Genomic DNA, 19,201 nt, shown 5'->3' with positions numbered 1-19,201 from the left:
GCTATGATGATGACTTGATTTTACATTTTTGTCTTGCCATATTATAATTAAAGAACTGGAAAAGGAGGAAGAATGACAAATAAAATGTTATCTCTAGAACTTAGTCCTGAAATTATTGAGCAGCTTGATTTGGATGGAAAGGGTAGTGTGACAGTTACCCTAGATGCAGAAAGATTAACTTTACTCAAGGAGGAAGAGCGACAAGTACGAGCTATTCCTAACTGGGGTTATTTAGTGGGAACTTTGATAGCAACTGCCTTTTTTTATGGTTTTCATCTTTGGCAGCAAACTAGACAAGTCTTATTAGCGGGAGATTATTCGATTACGGGCTTTTTAGTTCTTTTCGGCGTCCTCTTCGGTATGGGATTTTTCACAATCAACTTTATCCTTAATCGGCGAATTTTTCTAGATGGCCTCAAATCACGGCTTTTTTGGCGCATGTCTCCCGTTATCACCATGGCCTTTAGCATTATTTTAGCGGTCTTATTATTGGGATTTTCTTGGTTGGTGAATCAGCTCTTCCGTGGCGCTTCTTTTGACCTGAATACTTCTGCTTTGCTATTTGCTATCATGATTTACACGGTAAGTAGTTTTTGGAGTAGAATAGCAGAGCTGCTAAGAGCAAGCTGGCTGACCAGTCTTTTTACTCTGATTATGTTGTCAGGAGTACTCTTATCTATGGCGACCAATAGTTCAAAGCAATGGTGGCAAGTAAATCTGAGTTTTCTGGGAACTAAAGAGGCTCAGAATAGTTGGCAGTTTAATCTAACTCTGATGTTATCTGCACTTATCTTGATTGCTTTGGTTGATTATCTTTTTGTGGCTCTCAGCCAAAAATTTGGTCATAATAAGAGGTTGATGATTTTGAGAGTTCTTTTAACATTATTGGGGTTAGATTTGGGGGCTGTTGGTTATTTTTCAAATGATGCCGCGTCTCACCTTATTCATACACGTCTGGCAGGCTATCTAGTCTACATTTTGTTAGCTCTGATTATAGGGATTAGATGGCTATTACCAAAAGTTAGTAGGGATTTTATCTTAACATCTTACGTTATTGGTGGGGTACTTGTGGTATTGGAGTTCGCTTTTCAGGGGATTCACTATCTTTCCTTAACAGCTTTTGAAATGTCTGCCTTTCTTCTCGCTTTTAGCTGGCTCATGGCGCTTTTTAAACATTTAGAAAATCTCATTAGCCCAGAAAAACGGCAAATCACCCTTAAACTTTTGAAATGTTCAAATTAAGCCTTTTAAGTACAGTAGCTTCTAAAGGTTTTAGTACTGTGGGTAAAATGTATTACTTTTACTTATTATGGATCTGATGATTCGTTTAAGACATGTTACAGCTAGCTACTTTCTTACTAATTCTGCGTGGACAAGTTCTAAGTAGCTGGTTAAAAGTAAAGCTTAAACATTGGCGGACCGAATGCAGTTGCTTGTAAATAATAAAAAAGGGTTCAGCATTGATATTGCTAGGACCCTTTTTGTTACCGGGCATATTGCTAGATAAAAATACTTTATTCATGGAAATTGATAGTGTGTTTCAATTTTTCTTGACGATGTCAAGTTTAACAATTTTGACAAGAAGTAAGTGATTCAACGATTTTATTCAGCCAAGCTCTGCTATTTTTGTTATAATAGTGAGATAAGATAAAGGTGGTAATACAATGACAAGAATGATTCCCGGACGTATTCGAAGTCAAGGTGTCGCTCTTTATGAACAAGGGCAAGTAAAGATTGAAAACGATGATGCAGGTCTGCTTCATGCGCGTGTAGGTACTTATGAAGTGGATTACTCACTAGATGATGATAATAATGTCTTTTGTAGCTGTGACTTTTTCAAGAAAAAGCCTTACTGTGAACACATTGCAGCATTGGAGTGCTTTTTGAAAAACGACGAACAAGGGCGTGAGTTAGTGGGAGATTTACGGCCCCAAACAGATTCTCAGAAGAGTGTGAAGTCACAATATTATTTTGGGAGTGTCTTTTTGGATGGTTTGGTTGTCAATGAAGATGATACAACTAAATACCGTCTATCTGTTGTTGGTGGAAGAAATCCGTACTCGTCAGATTATTTATGGACTCTGAAAATTAATCGTTTACCTGATGATCGTAGTTACATTGTGCGAGATATTTCAGCTTTTTTATCAACGGTGAGGAAGGAAACTTGTTATCAAATCGGAAAAAATTACTTCGAACCCTTATCTCTGCTCCAATTTGATCAAGCCAGCCAAGAAGTAATTCATTTTCTCTGGCGTCTTATCCCGGACAACGATCGTCTAGATTTAGATTATCTATTACCGAATAGAGGTCGTCATCTTTCCTTGCCAGTAGGATTTTTTGAGGAAGGTGTTCGTCTGTTTGAGGAATTATATGAGTTTACCTTTGAAGGTCATATTCAAGACTACCATCATCTTTATTTTAAGGAATTAGAGGGTGACGATGCACTTTTTGACTTTGAAGTTATGGTTCACCGCCAGTTCATTGAATTAATTATTAGCGAAAAATCTGTCCATCGCTTTTATAATGATGCCTATTTACTTCATCAAGATACTTTTTATCATCTGAATGCCAAGCAAAATAAGATTGTCTCTGCCATTAAAACCTTGCCGATTGAGGCAGATTTGAAGAAACATGTCAAATTTGATTTGGATGATCAGGGCAAACTGGCAGCCAGTCTTTTGGATTTTAAGGAAATTGGTCAGGTCAAAGCACCAAAAAGTTTTGATATTCGTGATTTTACGGTGCGTTTTAATTTTGATTTGGCTTTCAATCAAGGTATTCTTCTCAATATAACCTTTGATTATGGCAATGGTATTCTTGTCAGAAATAAAACGGAGTTGGATAACCTGCCTTTTGCAAGTCATTTCAAGCATGAAGAACGTATTTTTAAATTTATTACTCAACAGGGTTTTGCAGCTAGTTTTTCAAGTACACGTCCACCGCTTGAACCTCAGGAACTTTATTCTTTCTTTACCCAGACTTTGGAACGTTTTGGACGTTTGGGACAAGTTTATCTGTCAGATGAGCTAGAGGAATTACGTTTATCAGAGCGACCACAAGTTCGGGTTTCCTCTAATGCAGGGCTTTTGGATATTTCTTTTGACTTCTCTGAAATTTTTGAAGTTGACGTTGATGAAGCTTTAACAGCGCTTTTTAAAAATAATCCTTATTTTGTCAGTCGTAGTGGAAAGCTCGTTTTATTTGATGAGGAAACCCTAAAAGTTAGTTCAGTTTTACAAAGTCTCAGAGCTAAAAAAACGACCAAAGGCCATCTTCAATTGGATGGTTTAGCGGCCTTCCAATTGTCAGAACTTTTTAAAGATAGTCCATCGGTTCAGTTTTCAAAAGAATTTGAAGCGCTAGCCTACGATTTACGACATCCAGAGTCCTTTCCATTAGAAGAGATGACTATCAAGGCTGAACTTCGCGATTATCAATACACTGGTGTTCGTTGGTTGTCTATGCTTGATAATTATGGTTTTGGTGGTATTTTAGCCGATGACATGGGACTTGGTAAGACATTGCAAACCATTGCTTTTCTATCTAGTAAAATTGAGGTTGACAGTCGCATTCTGATTTTGTCCCCATCCAGCCTTATTTACAATTGGCAAGACGAGTTTAAGAAGTTTGCACCTCAATTAGATGTGGCGGTGGCCTATGGCCTTAAGCCTGTTAGAGATGAGATTATTGCGCAAAAACATCAAATTACTATTACCAGTTATGCTTCCTTCCGACAAGACTTTGAAACCTATCAGCAATCTCAATTTGATTATCTCATTTTGGATGAAGCTCAAGTCATGAAAAATACTCAGACCAAGATTGCACAATATCTGCGTGCTTTTGAGGTTAAAAATTGCTTTGCTTTGTCAGGTACCCCTATTGAAAATAAACTTTTGGAAATTTGGTCTATCTTCCAGATCGTCCTACCTGGGCTTTTACCAGCCAAAAAAGCTTTTCTCAAGCTAGATGCCAAGCAAGTTGCTCGCTACATCAAACCTTTCATTATGAGGCGTAAGAAAGAGGATGTCCTGCCTGAATTACCAGACTTGATTGAAGTGACTTACTCTAATGAATTGGCAGATAGTCAGAAGGCTATCTACCTAGCTCAACTTCGTCAAATGCAAGATCGTATTCGTCAGTCTTCGGATGACGATATTAATCGTCATAAGATTGAAATCTTATCGGGCATTACTCGTCTACGCCAGATTTGTGATACCCCAAGTTTATTTATGGATTATGATGGAGAAAGTGGCAAGGTTGCCAGTCTGCGTAATCTTTTAACTCAGATAAAGGAAAATGGCCACAGAGCTCTAATCTTCTCACAATTTCGTGGTATGTTGGACATCGCAGAGCGGGAATTGGCGGATTTGGGATTGACTTCTTATAAAATTACAGGGTCAACACCAGCCAGTGAACGTCAAGAGATGACTCGAGCCTTCAACAATGGCTCTAAGGATACTTTTCTCATTTCACTGAAGGCAGGCGGTGTGGGGCTCAACCTGACGGGAGCGGATACCGTTGTTTTGATTGATCTCTGGTGGAATCCAGCGGTGGAAATGCAAGCTATCAGCCGCGCACATCGAATTGGTCAAAAAGAAAATGTTGAAGTCTATCGCTTGATTACAAGAGGGACTATTGAAGAGAAAATTTTAGATCTTCAGGAAAGTAAGAAAAACCTTGTGACTACAGTTCTTGATGGTAATGAAAGTAGAGCCAGCATGACTATCCAAGATATTAAAGAAATTCTTGGTATTCCGTCTTAATCATAAAAACTCTCCAATGTCATATTTGAAAAGATTTTGGAGAGTTTTAAATTATTTCTGTGAAAACGCTTGTAATTTTGCTATTTCTTGATATAATGGTTATGTTTGTGACAAATGTAACAATAGGAGGAAAGCATGAAATCACCTGAAGCTATTTTAGAGACAACAATCCATATTGGAGAGCATAAAATTGAAAAAACCTTTCTCGCAAGAGCCATTTTGGGCTTTATCGGAGGGGCAATGATTAGTCTAGGCTATTTGCTTTATGTTCGTGTAGCTGCAAGTGGCATGGAGGTTTTGGGACCACTTTCTAGCTTTATTGGTGCTTGTGTTTTTCCTATTGGGTTGATTGTCATTTTGATGGCTGGTGGTGAGTTGATCACTGGTAATATGATGGCAGTGTCAGCAGCCTTTTTTGGAAAAAAAGTATCTGGTAAAGACTTGTTAGCTAACTGGGCAGTTATTACCCTTTTTAACATTTTGGGTGCTTTATTTGTTGCCTTTGTGTTTGGTCATTTTTTAGGCTTGACTAGTTCAGGGATTTATTTGGATGAAACAGTTGAAGTAGCTCATGCCAAACTAGCAGCGAGTCCTTTACAAAGCTTTGTATCCGGTATTGGCTGTAACTGGTTTGTTGGACTAGCTTTGTGGCTTTGCTATGGGGCTGAAGATGCGACTGGGAAATTACTTGGGACTTGGTTTCCTGTTATGACTTTTGTTGCTTTGGGATTTCAGCATAGTGTGGCAAATGCTTTCATCATTCCAGCAGCCATTTTTGAAGGACAGGCAACTTGGTTGGACTTTATTCAAAATTTTGTCCTAGTCTATCTTGGAAATATTATTGGTGGTGCAGGTTTTGTAAGTTTATTCTACTATTTGGCTTACGGGCATAAAAAATGATTTTGAGATTGAACGTGATGACGTAGAAAAAAAGGTGAAACTTTTCTTAGTCAGTCACGCTCTTTTTTTTTATTTTGTGATAAAATAGAAAGCATAGCTTTTCAAAAACGGGAGACAGCAAAGTGACAAAAAAACCAAAAAAATCATTTAAAATTATCAAGAAGGAGGCCAGTATTCCTCGCCGAATTAACCTTCTCTTTTTTGTGATTGTCTGTCTCTTTACCTTTCTCGTTTTACGTTTGGCACAGATGCAGCTTGCGGACAAGAGTTTCTATGATAAAAAATTATCTGCTACCAATACCTATACGGTGAAACAGTCTCAACCTCGAGGTCAAATCTATGATTCTGCAGGTAATGTGCTGGTAGCTAATGAGATAAAGCAAGTGTTGGTTTTCACGCGCAGCAATACGACAACAGCTGAAGACATGAAAGATTTGGCACAAAAGTTATCTACACTTGTCACTTTAACCGAAACAAAAGTGACAACTAGGGCTAAGAAAGATTATTATTTAGCTGACCAATCTGTCTATGCACAAGTGGTTAAAAATTTACCAGATAAGAAAAAATATGATAATTACGGCAATAAACTGACAGAAGCCACCATTTATGCCAATGCGGTTGAGGCAGTTACAGAAGATCAAATTGCTTACTCAGATGAAGAATTAAAGCAGGTCTATCTCTTTAATCAAATGAATTCGGTATCTGTTTTTAATTCGGTTAATTTAAAAACAGCAGATCTAACTGAAGACCAAATTGCTTACATCGTGGCTAATCAATCCAAGCTATCTGGAATTTCAGTATCCACAAATTGGGAACGCGAAAAGGTCAATACCTCCATTGCTTCCATTATCGGAACTGTGTCATCCGAGGAAGCAGGTTTGCCAAAAGAAGAAGCAGAAGATTATCTTAAAAAGGGCTACGCCTTGAATGATCGTGTTGGGACCTCTTATTTGGAAAAGTCCTATGAGGAATATCTTCAAGGAACTCATACGATACGTAAAATTACAACTGATAAAAAAGGAAAGATTGTCTCAGATCAGGTGACAACTGAAGGGAAATCCGGTAAGAATCTCAAGTTGACGATTAATTCTAATTTTCAAACAGCAGTTGAAGGTATTCTAAGTAAATATTATCAGGCTGACCTTGATGCTGGTTTTGCTACTTACTCTGAAGGTGCTTATGTTGTTGCCCTTAATCCTAAAACTGGTGGTGTTTTGGCTATGGCGGGGCTATCCCATGAAACAGGAGAGACAACGGCTAGTCCAGATGCTCTAGGGACGATAACGGATGTCTTTGTTCCAGGATCTGTTGTTAAGGCTGCGACCATATCGGCTGGTTGGGAGTCAGGAGTTATCTCAGGAAATCAAGTTCTGGCTGACCAGTCAATTAACTTGGCAGGATCTGCTCCCATTAAATCTTGGTTTACGGGAAGCAATTCAACCAATATCACAGTAGCACAAGCCTTAGAATATTCATCAAATACTTATATGGTTCAAATCGCTCTTAAAATGATGGGACAGGAATATTACTCAGGCATGGTACTAATGACAAGTGGTATGCAGGAAGCTATGGAAAAACTTAGAGCTACTTTTGCAGAATATGGTCTAGGTGTAGATACTGGATTAGATGTTAGTGGTGAGTCTATTGGTTTGACTTCATCAGATTACACTGCGTTCAATGTCTTGACTGAAGCCTTTGGTCAGTACGATTCTTACACTGTTCTACAGTTGGCTCAATATGCTGCAACAGTTGCTAATGGCGGAAATCGAGTGGCGCCCCACCTTGTTGAAGGAATTTATGATGCAGATGATTCAGGTGGAGTGGGAACCTTGTCAAAATCCATAGATACTAAGGTTTTAAATCAAATCAATATCTCTTCGGACGACATGGCAGTGCTCCAACAAGGTTTTTATCAAGTAGTCAATAGCTCAAGTGGTTATGCGACAGGAACCAAAATGCGTGGTTCATCAGTTACCATTGCAGGTAAAACTGGTACGGCGGAAACCTATGCTAAAGCTAGCAATGGAGACATTGTTACGACGGTCAATTCAAGTGTGCTGGCCTATGATTACTCTACTAGTAGCGATTCTAAGATTGCGGTAGCGGTCATCATTCCACATTTAACAAGTGATGAAAACTACTCAAACCAATTGATTGCTAAAGATATTATTGACCTCTATATGCAATCTTATGTTAATCAATAAAACAGTTTAGAACGGGAGAGAGCACAACAAACACAACAAACAACAAGGGTTCTTATCGTTTTTGTGTTTATGAGTATGAGCTAAAATGCTTTAGCGTGCTGATTTATCTACTCCCAACCTGTAGGGCTCAACTGTCTGGGCGATAGTTTGAGTTTGAAAATGAAACGAACTTCAAAAATAAAAAGTGAGTTCGGACTTTTTACCTAGTTTCTTGAAAGGAGAATTATTTGCTGTATCCTACTCCGATTGCTAAGTTGATTGAAAGCTTTACAAAGTTGCCAGGTATTGGCATCAAAACGGCGACTCGCCTTGCTTTCTATACTATTGGCATGTCTGATGAAGATGTTAATGACTTTGCTAAAAATCTCTTAGCTGCCAAACGTGAATTAACTTACTGTTCTATTTGCGGTAACCTTACGGATGATGACCCCTGCAATATCTGTACTGATGAGAGTCGTGATCGAAGCGTCATCTTAGTAGTAGAAGATTCTAAGGATGTCTCCGCTATGGAAAAAATTCAAGAATATCATGGACTTTACCATGTTCTTCATGGACTTATTTCACCGATGAATGGTGTTAGCCCAGATGACATCAATCTTAAAACTTTGATTACCAGACTTATGGATAGCGAAGTGAGTGAAGTCATTGTAGCGACTAATGCAACCGCTGATGGGGAAGCGACCTCCATGTACATTTCTCGTGTCCTTAAACCAGCAGGTATTAAGGTTACCCGCCTAGCGCGCGGTTTAGCTGTTGGTTCTGACATTGAATACGCTGATGAGGTCACGCTGTTGCGTGCCATTGAAAACCGAACAGAATTATAGTCTTTCAGTTTGTATTATGTAAACTGAATAGTTACAAAAAGAGTGGAAACATGCATAAATTGACTAGCAATCTCTGTATGTTTTCACTCTTCTTTGTATTTTTTTATGGTTAAAGTCAGTCAGGCTCTTTTTTGAATGTCCTGACTGAATAAGGCTCATAGCATAATTTTGCACCCAATGAAAACCGATTCCATAGATTAACACGTTGTTATGATTTGTGAAATGAATGCTGAGAAGTAATGGGAAATTAGACTTAACAGCAATAGTGTAGGTAGAAGAAATTTCATCAAGCTGAGTTGTTTTAATGTCACGGAGTATCAATCTGTTTCGTGTGGTAGGACAATCGTTTCAATGCCAGCATTGTCAGTAATGTTGACGATTTCAGGAAAAAATGGGTCAAAAGGTGTATTATAGTCAAAAACGATGTGGATTTGACGTTTTCTATCATAATATTCAAGGGATAGTTTGTCTTTTTTGTTTGCCAACCGGAAAGTCAAGGTTCGATCTAATGGCACAACTCCCTTGAGATAGTTGTCAAGAATATCCCAAAAGGTGTCAATAATTGGATGAGGGAGGCTAGTTACAACACCAAAACTAGCATATCGTTCTTTAGTGTGTTCAAATGCCATAGCAATTTTCCTTTCTACTAAGAACCTGTATTCACAAGCGAAGTGCTTATAGATAAGAGAGAGTTTTCTTGCTAATCAAGGCAGTTTTTTGAGAGAATGCTGACTGTATCTTGAAAAAATTAACGATGAGTAGCTCAAAAACTAGCCTTAGATAGAAGTGCTGAACTGTGAATACAGGTTCTTAGTATGAAAGCACCCCGAATGGGGTGCTGACAACTTTAACGATTCTTCAGTTCAAGATAACGTTTGTACCAAATATTGACATAGGATTGTGAAAATGGTCCCTTGCCATTGTTAATCCAGTCAACCAAGATTTTGACATTTTCTTTTAGAATAAAGTCTAAATCAGCAGAATAGGCCATCTTGCGCTTATGTGTCTCATATTCATCAACATCAAGCAACCGCTTTTCACCATCAGCGAAAACTTTGACATCTAAGTCATAGTCAATGTATTTGAGTGCTTCTTCATCCATCACATAAGGACTCGCCAGATTGCAGTAGTAAGAAACGCCGTTATCACGAATCATTGCAATAATGTTAAACCAGTATTTTTTATGAAAATAGACGATTGCTGGTTCACGTGTTACCCAACGTCTCCCATCACTTTCGGTTACGAGTGTATGATCGTTAACCCCAATCAGGGCGTTTTCAGTTGTTTTCAGTACCATAGTATCGCGCCACGTGCGGTGCAAACTACCATCATGCTTATAACTTTGAATTGTAATAAAGTCGCCTTCCTTAGGTAATTTCATGCCCTTACCAACTTTCTACAATTAAAACTTATCTTAGATAGTTTATCATAATTTTCTGAAAAATGCACTGATTAAGAGCGAAAATCTTATAAATAGTCCCTTAGAGCACTATTAATGTCATCAAAACCGAACCCTTTTCGGGCTAAGGCTTGAATTAGTCGTTGTTTGAGGTCGTAACCTTCATATTTTTTGCTGTATTTACGGTAGGCTTTATCAAGTTCTTTGTGGAGCAAATCTTGTTCATTTTCGTCATCAGATTCAATCTCGAGGCTTTCAAAAGCAGTTTTTGCCTCGGCATAAGAAAAGCCTTTGTTACTTAGAGATTGGATAATTTTATCCTTAAGGGTTCTAGCAGGTAATTTAGTTTGGTACTTTTTCAGAAGTTTGTTAGCAGCGTTTTCTGCGACCTCACTGAAATCCTGTTTTTCTATTTCCTGATCAATAAGCTGCGCTGGAATACCTTTTTGGAGCAATTTTTGTTTTATAACATAGGGACCTTTGTCACCTGAACTCAGATTTTGTGAGATAAAATTTTCAACGTATTTACCATCGTCCAGCCATTTATCCTCTTTAAGATTTTTCAAGACATCCTCAATAATATCAGACTTGATATCATGGTCTATCAAATAAAGTCGAACCTCAGCGGTCGTGCGCTGTTTAAATGAAATATAATAGAGTGCTAAATTTTTTCCGTGTGAAAATTGGGCAAAGGTCTGGATGTTTTTGAGCATTTTGTCATCCAAGGTCAGCCCCTTAGTCAGCATAAAGCGAACGATAGTGTCCTCAGTCACATAAAGTTTATCCGAGTTATCAATTTCAACCAGATAAAGTCGTTTTTTCTTTTCAATTTTAGTGATTTTCATAGTTCTAGTTTTTATCCAAAAGTTTCATAGGCAGCCACAAGTTGTAGGCGTTCAAAATCAACCATCTCACGTCCATAGGCATCTAGAAAGTAGTCTGTGTATTGATCAGTACCGAGATTGTAGTGAAGTGACCAAATTACCCAAAATAGGTCAATGTGCCGATCGCTCACACCAGCTAAGCCCACATCAATAAAGCAGGAGAAGGTTTGAGTGTCCTTCAAAATGATATTTGGCAAGCAAGCATCACCGTGGATGAAGGCGTCATTTCTTAAAAGGTGTCCTTTGCTTATGATGAGTCGGTGAGCGTCTTCGCGATCTGTGATGGCAAAATAAGGTAGCAAGGCCTTATCATAAAAAGCTCCAGCTTTGTAATTTTGCTCAGCAGTTGCTTGATAATGCTCTAGGCGATCCGTAATAGGAAAGTCAACTGGACTATATTGATGTAATTTTTTGAGTGCATTGGCGAGTGTTTGACAGAGAAGTTTGGGTTGGTCCATAAATGCCAAAGCTGATTGTCCATAGGCGGCTTCGGTTAATAAATAGTCTTTATCGCTGCTAACATAGGCAATAAGAGCAATACCGAGTCCTGCTTGGTAGAACCAACTGACATTCTTTGCCTCATCTTTCAAAGCACCTTTTTGATCAATTTTGAGGTAGTATTCAGAGCCTACTTTTATCACCAGAGCACCCGAATGAGAAGAGGTGTCGATAAGTGTTTTTCCTAATACATAGGGTTTGATTTCAGATGGAAGTTGAGCAAGTAATTTCTCGAATTTAACGATTTTCATAGTTTTAATTATATCAAAAATGGTAGAATAGAGTTAAGAAAATACGTTGTCCCAAGAAAAGAGGTAGCTATGACGGATAAAGATAAGGTAATTAGTTTGAAACAATATCGACAGAATAAGGAATTTGAAGCTGATTTGCTAGAAAGCTTATCTGATCTGACCGATGAGGAAATAGACGATTTATATGATGAGTTTGCTTTTGGTAATGGTCTCTATGATAGCAGAGCCTCAGGGAGCGAACTTGTAAAAGAAATCAGTGCGTTAGAAGAGTTGGAAAAAGAGTGGTCAATGTCTCTCAAAAAAGCTTGGATAGCTGAGGGACAGCCTCCTTATCTTGAATCAAAGGTGGAGTTGGCCATGCTTTATAAGCAAAATGGACTTTACCAAAAGGCTTTAACCCATTTTTTAGAGATTTATCAAGCTGATCCTAATGATTCCTTGGGATGTCGTTATGAAATCATGTCACTCTATGTTTTAATGTCAAATTATGAGATGGCGAGTGCATTTTTTAATAGCCATAAAGAACACAAGGAAGATGTTCTCATGCAAGTTCCTTTGCTAATTGCAGCAATTTTGAACGGTCATCAAGAAACTGCTGAAGAATTGATACTCCAGCTATGTGGTCAGGTTGATGGTTTTCTTGAATTTTGTTTGCAAGATGAATTTCCAATGCTACGTGTTTTAGATGCGGGGGCTTTGGAAAGTTACCAACCCAATAGCGAAGATAGCCTCTATCTAGCTCTCTACAATGTTCTGCCTCTTTTGATGACTGCCTCTACCTATGTGCAGGCTTGGCTTAACAATGATTTTGCAGAAGAGGATGAGTTTTTAGAAGACTTTGATATTTTGACTTCTGCACAATTGCAGAGCTTGACAGATTATGGCATCAGAACGGTTGCAGATATTGCCAATTATTCAGAAACTCAGTTGTTAACTATTCCTAAAATTGGCAAAGCTACTTTGGAAAAACTAAAAGAAGCTGGAGTGATATTTAGCGAGAAATGAATTTACAAGTAAAACAAAGAATTCCTTTGAAAATCAAACGTATGGGCATCAATGGTGAAGGGATTGGTTTTTATAAGAAAACATTGGTCTTTGTGCCCGGTGCGCTGAAGGGTGAGGAGGTTTTTTGCCAAGTCACCAGCGTCAAACGTAACTTTGTGACTGCTCGGCTATTGACCATTAATAAAAAGTCAAAATTTCGAGTTGAGCCATCTTGCTCTATCTACGAAGAATGTGGTGGTTGTCAACTGATGCACCTGCGTTATGACAAACAGTTGGAAGTTAAGGACGATATTATCCATCAGGCTTTGAATAAGTTTAAGCCAGCAGGTTATGAAAGCTATGAGATTCGTCATACTCTGGGCATGGAGCAACCGGAACATTATCGTGCTAAGTTGCAATTCCAAATTCGTTCTTTTGGTGGCCAAATTAAAGCAGGACTTTATGCTGAAGGTAGTCACAGGCTTGTCAGTGTTGAAGACTGCTTGGTTCAGGATGTGCTGACACAAAGAATCATCAACCGTATCTGCCAACTTTTGAACACGTACAAGGTACCGATATACAATGAACGCAAGATTGCTGGCGTACGGACAGTTATGATTCGTAAAGCGCAAGCGACCGAACAGGTTCAGTTAATCTTTGTGACCAGCCGTGACCTTCGTCTAACAGCACTCATCAAGGAGTTGACTGCTGAGTTCCCGCAAATTAAAACCATTGCTCTTAATGTCAATCGTTCTAAATCAAGTGAGATTTATGGTGATAAGACAGAGATTTTGTGGGGACAAGAGACGATTTCGGAAAATGTCTTGGATTACAATTTTTCATTGTCACCACGCGCATTCTATCAGCTCAATCCGCAGCAGACCGAAGTATTATATGGTCAAGCGGTTGCAGCTTTAGATGTGACGGCGAGCGATGATATTATTGATGCTTATTGTGGTGTTGGGACCATTGGCTTTGCTTTTGCGGATAGAGTCAAAAGCGTGCGCGGCATGGACATTATTCCAGAGGCTATCGAAGATGCATGCAAAAATGCTAAAAAGATGGGATTTAGCAACACCTACTATGAAGCCGGAAAAGCCGAGGAAATCATTCCTAAGTGGTATAAAGAAGGCTATCGTGCGGATGCTTTGATTGTGGATCCACCACGAACAGGCTTGGATGAAAAGTTGTTAGAAACTATTTTGCAATATCAACCTGAAAAGATGGTCTATGTTTCTTGTAATGTGTCAACACTGGCAAGAGATTTAGTGAAACTTGTGACGATTTATGAGGTAGTCTATATCCAATCAGTAGATATGTTTCCTCACACTGCAAGGACCGAGGCGGTTGTGAAATTGTCCAAACGAGATATCAACCATCATATTGATCTTGAAATTAATGAAGACGACCTCAAAGATATTTCTGTCAAGAAGGAAGCCACTTATTCAGAAATCAAAGATTATGTCTTTAGAAAATTCGAATTAAAAGTATCTACTCTTAACATTGCTCAAGTTAAAAGGAAACTTGGGATAATTGAGCGAGAGAACTATAATCACTCTAAGAAAGAAAATCAAAGAGTTCCAAATTGTCCACCCAAAAAAGAACAAGCTATCATCGATGCGTTAACTTGGTTTGGAATGATTGAGTAATTAAATAAATTAAAAAGTGCAGAATTGATCTGCACTTTTTAACGTTCATAATCATTTGTATTGCGATTTTTACTTATTTGTTTTTGGTGTAATTTTTTGTGTTTTTCGATGCGTTCAAATACTTTTTTCTTATCATTTTCAGTGAGATAGTTTTGAAAATCTTCGTATAGGTTCATTGCAGGCTGCACTTCCTTCAATAGCGAATCCATTTTTTTCTCCGCTTCTTTTTGTTCAGCAATGCGTACTGACCTCTCATGTTGAAGTTGTACTCTAGCTCTTTTCAATTCACCAGTCAATTGGCTAATTTTCTTTTTTAATCCTTTGACAATACTATTGTTAAAGACTTTATCAATAAAATCGTCTAAAATTTGTTTCATAGGTTTGGTATTTACTTGGTATAACATTTTTTCAAAAATTTTTAAAGGTACAACTGCAAATTTTTCTTTTTTTCCAATTAGTCCACGTTCCTCTACTTTAAAGTCCTTGGTAAATAGGTAATTCTTATCCTCTTTAATTCCAATATCCTTTAATAATTGTTCGTTGATAGCATTTATAGCTTTTTCTTGAGCTAATAGTAATTCTAGTTTATCAGCTTTAGCTTCAAACTTTTCATCTAACTTATTAACAGACTCTTGCTTTGAATGGATGACATTATCATATTGTTCAATTGATTGTGTTTTTCTATCAATCTCTTTTTCAAGTGTATTCAACTTCTCTTTCTTTTTTGCAAATTCTTTTTCTACTTTTGAGACCTCAGAAGTGATTTCAGCTTTAATCTCATTCAGTTTCTTTCCTTTTTCCTCCTCAAGTTCAGCCATCATTTCTTTATATTCACGCATGTCTTTAATCTTGTTCGTACCTACTTTTTTACGTTCGACTGCCATTTCTTTCAACATTGTCTCAAGGACTTTAATTTCGTTGTTGCGAAAAGCCATAAGTTGAAATTTTCCTTTTTCTGTAAATCCCTCTTGCTTCAATGCTTTTGAAAAGCTGGGCTGTTTAGAGAGACCATTTTTATAACCGTCTGCGATGGGAACTACATTTAAATGTAAATGCGGAGCACCTTTTTCATCCAGATGCACTACTGCATTATAAACACGGAAATGTGGATGACGTTTTTCGAAATCTTGTGCATATTTAGCTAAATATATCCCTATGTTGAGTTTATATCCTTCTGGTAATTCATCCCAATCCGCTTTTGATCCAATACCAATGATAAACTCTCTTTGTTGATCTAAGGTATCAAGTTTACCAACATGTTTATAATAATCCTTGATTTTTCGATCATTTCTTATCTGCTTTTCATTGTATTCCTGCAAAGAAGGTCCAAATTCCTTTTCATATAGCTCTCGAATATCTAATTGTTTAACTACAATATTTTGATGACTTTTATCTCTAAGAATATGTGAATGTTCTGGGCTCTTCCATTCTTTTTCTGTTAAATCTCTATTATTATGTCGAATGTTTGTCATTCTCGGATTTGTTTTAAATGAAATAGTTAATTTTGGCATCACGTATACTCCTTAAAAATTTTTCTTTAATACAGTATGCCTTAAAAACTCATTTTAAAAATTTGAGAATGAATTTATTGGGAACTATCCCTGAACCAAGTAATTAATTACTGATGTTTTATTCTTTAGGACTGAAATCTATGGAGACCAATCTCTTACTATTAGAATGAAATTGACACCTTAACGAGTCCATTATAGAAAAATGTATTGACTATTTAAGTAATCCATATTTAAGCGATTAATGGTTTTGTATAGTTGACCATTTTGGCTGTAATAATGGATTCATAAATTACTCCATGATTGAAAAACATTGGCTAATAAAGTAATCCATGTTTGTAAAATAAAAGGCCAAGTAAAGTAGTCCATAATTGTATAATATATGGCTGAATAAACTAGTCCATATTCTCTAAATTAATGGACTAATTAAAGAAGCCCATATTTTCAAAAATAGCGGACCAATAAAGTAATCCATTCTTTAACAGATAATGGTTTTATAAAGTTACCCATTATGACTTAAAAAATGGATAGATAAATGACCCCATTATTTTTGTAGAAAAGTGATTATTTAAGATTGGTATCTTAATTTCTAAATTATCAATATCTTAAAATTTTGTGTTATGATTGCTCGAATAGCGAACAACGGCGAGGCGCTCCGCTATTCCTCGCCAAATAAATTAGACTCAATGATTTTCATTAAAAAATTTGAGAAGCAAGTAACAGAGGTTTTTGTTACTTTTTGTCAAAAAGTAACGTTTTTGTAGTTTTGACAACCCTACGGTTCATCAAAACTACAAACGCTCTGCCGAGGGCTATGGGTTGCACCCCTTTTTTGACCCTCACGGTTCAAAAAATTCACTGCTTTTTCGGCCCACAAAAGTGGCCTCGAAAAAATCGGCGCGAACTACGCACCGAAAAAATTGCTTCACGCAATTTTTGCTTGCCCATCTTTTGCTAACAAAATAATTTCAGCTGCGCTAAAATTATCAGCAAAAAATGGTCTTCGCCCGTCGCACGAATCAACGTGCGATTTGTCCGCGAACAGCGCAGACAAAAAAGAGAGAGCTTATAACTCCCTCCCATGCTTATTAACTAGGCTATTACTCTAGTTAATGTTTGCAATTAGACATATATTCATCATACGAGATTTCCAATGGCTCATAAATCGAAATAGTTTTAAGCTCAATCAACGGTCGTGGGACTGACCCCAAAAAAGTGAGAATTTAATAAAAACACCCTAGGGCTACCGTCTCCGGTATTCAACCGGAGACAGGTAGTCCAATTTTTGTTGGATTCTTTTTTCATTATAATATTTGATGTAATTTTCTACAATTTGAATTACAATATATTTCTGAAACTACACAATACAAATATTGACATGCAATTATAAATTGGTGGATTTTAAGTTGACATCTATAAAGTTTAATGTTAGAATACATTCAAAAATATATTTGAATGAGGTGTTTTATGATTCAAAATATTGTTACTTCAATAATCCTGTATTCTGGGACAGCCGTAGACTTACTTATTATCCTAATGTTATTTTTTGCCAAAAGAAAAAGTAGAAAGGACATCATTAACATCTATTTAGGACAATTTCTAGGCTCTGTTAGTCTAATATTCCTAAGTTTGCTTTTTGCATTTGTCTTAAATTATATTCCTAGTAAAGAGATTTTAGGTTTACTCGGTTTGATTCCAATTTTCCTAGGCCTCAAAGTTTTGCTTTTAGGAGATTCTGATGGAGAAGCTATTGCAAATGATGGTTTGCGAAAAGACAATAAAAACCTGATTTTTCTAGTCGCTATGATTACTTTTGCAAGTTGTGGCGCTGACAATATTGGTGTCTTTGTCCCATATTTTACTACCTTAAATTTAGCGAATTTGATAGTGACTTTACTTACTTTTCTAGTCATGATTTATCTCTTGGTTTTTTCTGCCCAAAAATTAGCACAAGTCCCTTCTGTTGGAGAAACTTTGGAAGAATATAGCAGATGGTTTATTGCCGTTGTCTATTTAGGATTGGGGATGTATATCCTTATTGAAAACAACAGCTTTGACATGCTATGGGCTGTGTTAGGCTAGGAGAAAAAATAATGAAAAAAGATAGTATCTGTCAAGTGGATGTTATAAATCAACAAAATGTTACAACCGCAACGAACTACCTTGAAAAGGAAAAAGTCCAAAAATCACTTCGCATTTTATCAAAATTTACCGATAATAAACAGATAAATATCATCTTTTATCTCCTTGCCGTCGAAGAACTCTGTGTCTGCGATATAGCCTGTTTATTAAATCTCAGTATGGCATCTGCCTCCCACCATCTTCGTAAACTAGCCAATCAAAACATCTTGGACACTAGAAGAGAGGGGAAAATTATATATTATTTTATAAAAGATGAGGAAATCAGAGATTTTTTTAATCAACTAGGATAACAACTATTTTTACTACTTTTCCATGATTATAGGGAGATTATATATGAAATTTTTTGATGAAAATTACTCACAAGAAATACCTACTCGTATCAAATGTTTAAGAAAAAAGTATAATTTAAAGCAAAGCGACCTACGATTATATCAGCGTTTACAGACATTCAAGAGAAATCTCTTGGATGTCTTTTTTGGGCTAAAGCAAGGCTATGATTATTGCCTAACAGCTCCAAACCTGTCATCAAATGAAATCGATGACTTATCAGAATGAGTCGTAGCCTTCATCTCACAGTATAGGTAGATGGCTAATTTCATTTTAAAACTTTCAGTTTTAAGGGACTGACCCCAAAAAGTGAGAATTTAATAAAAAGACTTGACACATTTCGTTTACAATAGTAGACTTATTTTGAACATATTCGTTTACGTTTGTAAACGACAAGGAGGAAAGGAAAATGAGCACAATAGAACTTAATACTTCTATCACAGATGCTGAATGGGAAGTAATGCGTGTAGTTTGGGCAAATGATCGAGTAACTAGTAAAATAGTCATCTCTGTATTGAAAGAAAAAATGGACTGGACAGAATCCACTATCAAAACGATCTTAGGTCGATTAGTTGAAAAAGGCGTACTAAATACAGAGCAAGAAGGTAGAAAGTTTATTTACACTGCCAATATTGTAGAGAAAGAAGCCGTAAGGGATTATGCAGAAGATATTTTTAACCGTATTTGCAATAAGAAAGTTGGAAATGTAATAGGAAGCATCATTGAAAATCATGTCTTAAGCTTCGATGATATAGATCGACTAGAGAAAATATTAGAGATAAAAAAATCTTTCGCAGTAGAAGAAGTGGCTTGCAATTGTCCAGAAGGACAATGCGAGTGTCATTTACATCATCATTAACATAAGGAG

General features: G+C 37.0%; 15 protein-coding genes and 2 pseudogenes. 11 read left to right on the top strand and 6 right to left on the bottom strand.

The window, feature by feature from the left end; all coding sequences use genetic code 11:
• Positions 1-72: 72 nt before the first annotated feature.
• The 5 genes from ABZ559_RS09660 to recR all read left to right on the top strand — a co-directional run bounded on the left by ABZ559_RS09660 (position 73) and on the right by recR (position 8,691).
• Complete coding sequence (locus ABZ559_RS09660; protein ID WP_367006166.1) at positions 73-1,242, top strand: permease; 1,170 nt, start codon at positions 73-75, stop codon at positions 1,240-1,242.
• Between the two features lie 422 nt (positions 1,243-1,664).
• Positions 1,665-4,763: a DEAD/DEAH box helicase gene (locus ABZ559_RS09655; RefSeq protein ID WP_367006164.1), complete on the top strand. Its 3,099-nt coding sequence runs from the start codon at positions 1,665-1,667 to the stop codon at positions 4,761-4,763.
• A gap of 135 nt (positions 4,764-4,898) precedes the next feature.
• Positions 4,899-5,663: a formate/nitrite transporter family protein gene (locus tag ABZ559_RS09650; RefSeq protein WP_018376883.1), complete on the top strand. Its 765-nt coding sequence runs from the start codon at positions 4,899-4,901 to the stop codon at positions 5,661-5,663.
• A gap of 122 nt (positions 5,664-5,785) precedes the next feature.
• Positions 5,786-7,867, top strand: coding sequence for a penicillin-binding protein PBP2B (gene pbp2b / locus ABZ559_RS09645; protein WP_367006163.1), 2,082 nt, complete (start codon positions 5,786-5,788; stop codon positions 7,865-7,867).
• Positions 7,868-8,094: 227 nt separating this feature from the next.
• The gene (gene recR / locus ABZ559_RS09640) at positions 8,095-8,691 is read left to right on the top strand and encodes a recombination mediator RecR (protein WP_018376881.1); all 597 of its coding nucleotides are present in this window, start codon (positions 8,095-8,097) and stop codon (positions 8,689-8,691) included.
• Between the two features lie 317 nt (positions 8,692-9,008).
• Here recR and ABZ559_RS09635 read toward each other — a convergent pair whose 3' ends face one another.
• The 4 genes from ABZ559_RS09635 to ABZ559_RS09620 form a co-directional block, all read right to left on the bottom strand.
• Positions 9,009-9,320, bottom strand: coding sequence for a DUF960 domain-containing protein (locus tag ABZ559_RS09635; RefSeq protein ID WP_018376764.1), 312 nt, complete (start codon positions 9,318-9,320; stop codon positions 9,009-9,011).
• A 218-nt stretch (positions 9,321-9,538) separates the two neighbouring features.
• Positions 9,539-10,072, bottom strand: coding sequence for a DUF402 domain-containing protein (locus ABZ559_RS09630; RefSeq protein ID WP_018376763.1), 534 nt, complete (start codon positions 10,070-10,072; stop codon positions 9,539-9,541).
• A gap of 86 nt (positions 10,073-10,158) precedes the next feature.
• Positions 10,159-10,935, bottom strand: coding sequence for a recombination regulator RecX (gene recX, locus ABZ559_RS09625; RefSeq protein ID WP_367006161.1), 777 nt, complete (start codon positions 10,933-10,935; stop codon positions 10,159-10,161).
• Between the two features lie 11 nt (positions 10,936-10,946).
• The gene (locus tag ABZ559_RS09620; protein ID WP_367006160.1) at positions 10,947-11,723 is read right to left on the bottom strand and encodes an aminoglycoside 3'-phosphotransferase; all 777 of its coding nucleotides are present in this window, start codon (positions 11,721-11,723) and stop codon (positions 10,947-10,949) included.
• A 69-nt stretch (positions 11,724-11,792) separates the two neighbouring features.
• Here ABZ559_RS09620 and ABZ559_RS09615 point away from each other — a divergent pair, with 69 nt between their 5' ends.
• Together ABZ559_RS09615 and rlmD are read left to right on the top strand one after the other, a co-directional pair.
• Positions 11,793-12,728, top strand: a complete 936-nt coding sequence (locus ABZ559_RS09615) for a helix-hairpin-helix domain-containing protein (protein WP_367006159.1) — start codon at positions 11,793-11,795, stop codon at positions 12,726-12,728.
• Positions 12,725-14,074, top strand: a pseudogene (gene rlmD / locus ABZ559_RS09610) (23S rRNA (uracil(1939)-C(5))-methyltransferase RlmD); the annotation flags it as partial. The gene ABZ559_RS09615 and the pseudogene rlmD, both read left to right, overlap by 4 nt.
• Positions 14,075-14,394: 320 nt before the next feature.
• Here rlmD and ABZ559_RS09605 read toward each other — a convergent pair.
• Both ABZ559_RS09605 and ABZ559_RS09600 read right to left on the bottom strand, forming a co-directional pair.
• Entirely contained in the window at positions 14,395-15,867 is a 1,473-nt protein-coding gene (locus ABZ559_RS09605) for a plasmid recombination protein (RefSeq protein ID WP_024378623.1), read from the bottom strand.
• A 1,240-nt stretch (positions 15,868-17,107) separates the two neighbouring features.
• Positions 17,108-17,212: pseudogene (locus ABZ559_RS09600) on the bottom strand (IS3 family transposase); the annotation flags it as partial.
• Between the two features lie 119 nt (positions 17,213-17,331).
• On the opposite strand from ABZ559_RS09600, the gene ABZ559_RS09595 reads away from it, so the two are divergent.
• From ABZ559_RS09595 to ABZ559_RS09580, 4 genes are all read left to right on the top strand, one after another.
• Positions 17,332-17,946 (top strand): CadD family cadmium resistance transporter, encoded by a 615-nt coding sequence (locus ABZ559_RS09595; protein WP_024418028.1) that lies wholly within the window; start codon positions 17,332-17,334, stop codon positions 17,944-17,946.
• 11 nt (positions 17,947-17,957) lie between these two features.
• Positions 17,958-18,296, top strand: a complete 339-nt coding sequence (gene cadX / locus ABZ559_RS09590) for a Cd(II)/Zn(II)-sensing metalloregulatory transcriptional regulator CadX (RefSeq protein ID WP_000711078.1) — start codon at positions 17,958-17,960, stop codon at positions 18,294-18,296.
• 43 nt (positions 18,297-18,339) lie between these two features.
• Positions 18,340-18,561 carry a hypothetical protein gene (locus ABZ559_RS09585; RefSeq protein ID WP_024418029.1) on the top strand — a complete coding sequence of 74 codons (222 nt, stop codon included), beginning with the start codon at positions 18,340-18,342 and terminating at the stop codon, positions 18,559-18,561.
• 181 nt (positions 18,562-18,742) lie between these two features.
• Complete coding sequence (locus tag ABZ559_RS09580; RefSeq protein ID WP_024378136.1) at positions 18,743-19,192, top strand: CopY/TcrY family copper transport repressor; 450 nt, start codon at positions 18,743-18,745, stop codon at positions 19,190-19,192.
• The last annotated feature ends 9 nt before the right edge of the window (positions 19,193-19,201 follow it).

Origin of the sequence: Streptococcus sp. ZY19097 (assembly GCF_040731245.1) — a bacterium.
Lineage (GTDB): Bacteria > Bacillota > Bacilli > Lactobacillales > Streptococcaceae > Streptococcus > Streptococcus orisratti.
This window is presented reverse-complemented; position numbering and strand designations above follow the sequence as displayed.